The organism is Pseudobacter sp. (assembly GCF_051955275.1).
Taxonomy (GTDB): domain Bacteria; phylum Bacteroidota; class Bacteroidia; order Chitinophagales; family Chitinophagaceae; genus Pseudobacter.
Map to the genome: position 1 here is coordinate 1 of NZ_JBQCGW010000055.1, position 3951 is coordinate 3951.

Genomic DNA, 3951 nt, shown 5'->3' on the forward strand with positions numbered 1-3951 from the left:
ATGCCATAGGCAATGCCCAGCTGAGGGGATCTATGGAAGCAGATGGCTTTAAGTTGATATTGTCGTTGGTATTGAAAGCATATCTTGCTGTCATTGACAGATTAAGGCCATTGATCAGCTCATAATCAAGCTGTATTTGATTGTTCACACTTAATGTTTTGCTGGAACTCGGTTGCCTGATTCCTGCAAAAGGAAAGAAAGTGGTATTTCCAATCCGGTAACCATCAAAATTAAATTCTCCTTTGTTATTGTACATATCAGGTGCATTCGGAGGAAGTCTGCCCAACGAGGAAATTGCATATGAATTCACTTCTGTGTGGGATATCATATTGCCCAAAGTAAAATTGAACCTGCTATCCCTGCTCCTGTGAGATACGGAGGAATTAAATGAGATCCTTTCATTTTTTCCTCCATTGTTCATAATATCTTTAAGTGTTGAATAACCGCCAGATAAGGAATACCTGGTTTGACCTTCCCCTCCACCAACATTAACATTCACAGTGGTTGCGCCTCCTTTTCCTACCAGCATCCGCTGCCAGTCAGTATATTTTGTGGAATCCCAGAGGGTCAGATCAGGCGCATTACCGATAGCAGGCTCTATCCCATCATTCCTGAATGCTTCCCTCCTGACTGCCAGGTACTCAGGCGTGTTCAGTAACCTGGGATAATTCTGATTGAACCTGACATCTTTCTGCACTGTTACTCCCACGGTAGTTGGACCACCTTTAGATCTTTTAGTAGTGATCAGGATCACACCATTGGCACCCCTGGACCCATAAATAGCTGTAGCATCTGCATCTTTCAATACATCCACCCGTTCAATATCTGCAGGATTGAGAAAAAGCAAAGGGTTTTCTCCTATTGTATTTACTACCCCTGCCTGAACAGCTCCCATATTTACCGGGCTATTTGCGCGTAAACCTGTATTCATCATATTTACAGGGATACCATCTATCACATAGAGCGGATCTGCCACTGCATTCTGATTAATGGTATTAGTGCCCCTGATCCTTACCTTCACCGGCGCAGCAGAATTACCGGAAGTACGCTCAATGGTCAATCCGGCTACACGCCCGATCAGTGCTTCCTGCACCGTCATTACCGGCTGCCGTTGAATATCCTCTCCTTTCACTGTACTGATATTGCCGGTAGACAGCCTGCGGGAAGTTTTACCATAGGCAGTAACCTGTGTTTCATCCAGAACGGAATGAGCCACTTTCATTCTAACCTGTAGGATATTACCGGTGATCTTCACCTGCTGATCAGCATATCCGACAATTGAGAATAACAGCGTATCGCCCTTTTTTGCCTTTATCGAAAACAGCCCCTGCGCATCCGTGAGCGTCCCTTTATTCATTTTCTTATGAAATATGCTTACGCCACTCAATCCGGCTCCATCTTCATTGATTACCTGACCAGTGATTATTTCCTGATCCTTATAAACCTCCAGCCGCTCAGGCGGCGCCCCTCCACTAACCACCTTATTTTTCTTCGATAAAAAAATAGTCTTCCCTTCTATCTCATATTCCAACTCCTCCTCCTTCAATACAAAATCAAGGAACTCCCTCAACGGCATCTTATGAACCGTCAGCGTTACCGGCTTACTGGCATCCAGCGTGCCTTTGTTGGTCATCAATGCATACCCCGTTTGCTTGTCGATGGCAGCAAACACCTGTTTCAACGTAAAATCTTTACCGGAAAGGGTTACGGTCTGCGCCAGGGTGGACGCCTGTACCTGAAAAAAAGCAATCGCAGTGAATAAGATAGTCAGCTTCATGACTAGCAGGGTTTTGGTGAGACCCCGGTATCTTTCTGGCGGGCAGTTGAAAAATGCCAGAGCCGTTCCGGAGTCAAAAGCAGTTTTTTGCATACTTTCGTACTTGTTCGGTTTGTGAAAAATTGTTGCAAGACCATTTGAAATCAACTGAACATCCTACCGCCGCGGGAGCAATCCGTGGCGGTTTTTCTTTCAGCTGATCATTTACGGATATACAAATCCGTTATACAGGATAAGGTCTGCGGAGTGTGATGATGCAATAAACTCCCTGGCCGGCAAGTGCCCGGCGCTGCTTTTCTTCATATGTAAGGTGTATGATTGATTCCTTAAGGAAGTACAATTAACTTTCTGCCTTCAAGCCGGCATTCCACGCCGGACTTTTTCATCAGCATGATCAGTCCATTCAGGGATACATCCCTCGTCATTTCTCCCTCCAGGTCCACTTTTGGTTTCTTACCGGCATACTCCACTTCAACGTCGTACCATCTTTCTATCTGTCGCATGATGGCTTCAATCCCCACGCCTTCAAAATTGAAACGTCCATTCTTCCAGGCCATTATTTTATTGATATCTGCATCATGTATCACCTGCACCGGATCAGCACTGTTCAACACTTGAGCCTGTTGCCCGGGTTTGAGCAGAGCGCCATTCACCTTTACCGATCCATTTATCAAAGTAGTATTCAATGATGGTTCATTATCGTAGGCGTTGATATTGAAATCTGTACCCAGCACATGCACCTCCGCCCTCTTGCCTGCCTGCACAATAAAAGGTTTGTTCATTTTCTGAGTGACCTCAAAATAAACTTCACCGGTGATTTCCACTTTTCTATCATTGCCCGCAAAGGCAACCGGGTAGCGGATGGAGCTGGCCGAGTTCAGCCATACCTGCGTGCCATCCGGCAATGTCACCCGGAACTGCCGTCCCTTCGGAGTGGTCATTGTATTGTATGCCGTTTCCATGGATGGTTCCCCCGAAGGTGTATAGGAAAGCGTCCCATCCTTCATGAAGGCAGATGCTCCTTTTTCTGCAGATACAATTCCGTTACCCAGACTATCCAGCACCAGTTTTGTACCATCTCCCAGCGTAAGAATGGCGCCGGATTTCCCCGCTTCAATGACCTTGTTCTCAGCCGTTACTTCCGGCTTTTTCTCTCCATTATTTACCCAAAGGGTAATCCCTGAACCGAGCAACAATACAATCGCTGCAGCAGCCCACCACCAGCGGCGCATGCTGATCACTTTCACATTATCTGTTGTCTGCATCACACGTTGCAGCATACCCATAGATTGTTGTGCAGTAGGCGGAAAACTTACCGGCAGCCTTTCGAAAGCATCGCCCAGTAAAGTTTCTTTCACCCTGGCCAGTTCCGGAGCATCCTGCTCCCATGCTGCCCAAAGCTCCTTTTCCTCAGCACCTGTGGTCTGCTGTTCCAGGTACCGTACAAACAGTTCTGTAAACCTGCTTTCTGTCATACTATATAATTAAACGCCTGTGCGCAGGCCTGTGGGGGACATGGAAGAAAAAAATATTTACAGGAATAATCCAACCGCTGCTGTGACCATCAGTTCAATATGGCCATCCATCCTGCTGCGGATGGTTTTGATGGCACGGGCCAGGTGCTCTTTGGCAGTATTTCTGGTAATGCCCATTTCAATAGCAGCCTGCTCCAGCGTCATGCCGCCCCCCCTGGTAAGCTCCCAGACCTTCTGCTGCTGCGGGCTCAGGTCCTTCACAATCCCCTGCAGCAGTCCGGCCAGTTCACGCTCACGCAAGCCCTGGAAACCGTCGTCAGTTTGCTCATGCGCCTGCTCCAGGTAATTCTTCAACAGCAGTTGCTCCCTGGCTTTCTTCCGTAAATAATTGATGGTGGTATTTATAGTGATCGTTCTGATCCAGGCAGGTAAATGCTCTATCTGAGCAAGACTGCTACGCTGGTTCCAGAGCTTAAGAAATACATCCTGGGTAATTTCTTCACTCATGAAAGCAGACCTGGTAACGTACATGGAGAGGGAATAGATCCTGGCATGCCATTGGTCATAGATCTCCCGGAACACCAGTTCCTCTTCCCGGGTAGGCGGATCAAGTTGCGGGGCAGCATCGTATGTAGGCAAATCAGCCAACTTCAGTTATACTATTACATTAGTTCTGGGGTGGATAACAGTGGAAAGGTA

Annotated in this window: 3 protein-coding genes; all 3 read right to left on the reverse strand. The window is 47.1% G+C overall.

The features are described 5' to 3' along the window. The coding region (locus tag ACTHMC_RS05480) for a TonB-dependent receptor plug domain-containing protein (RefSeq protein ID WP_440411555.1) at positions 1-1777 on the reverse strand (1777 nt) is incomplete at its 3' end. A gap of 326 nt (positions 1778-2103) precedes the next feature. Further along, entirely contained in the window at positions 2104-3252 is a 1149-nt protein-coding gene (locus ACTHMC_RS05485; RefSeq protein WP_440411556.1) for a FecR domain-containing protein, read from the reverse strand. 57 nt (positions 3253-3309) lie between these two features. Further along, on the reverse strand, positions 3310-3891 hold the full coding sequence (locus ACTHMC_RS05490) for an RNA polymerase sigma factor (RefSeq protein WP_440411558.1): 582 nt from the start codon (positions 3889-3891) through the stop codon (positions 3310-3312). Positions 3892-3951 lie beyond the last annotated feature (60 nt).

What these genes read in the sequence shown, in the direction of transcription:
- ACTHMC_RS05485 (WP_440411556.1), bottom strand. Translation starts at nt 3,252, where the DNA reads ATGACAGAAAGCAGGTTTACAGAACTGTTTGTACGGTACCTGGAACAG.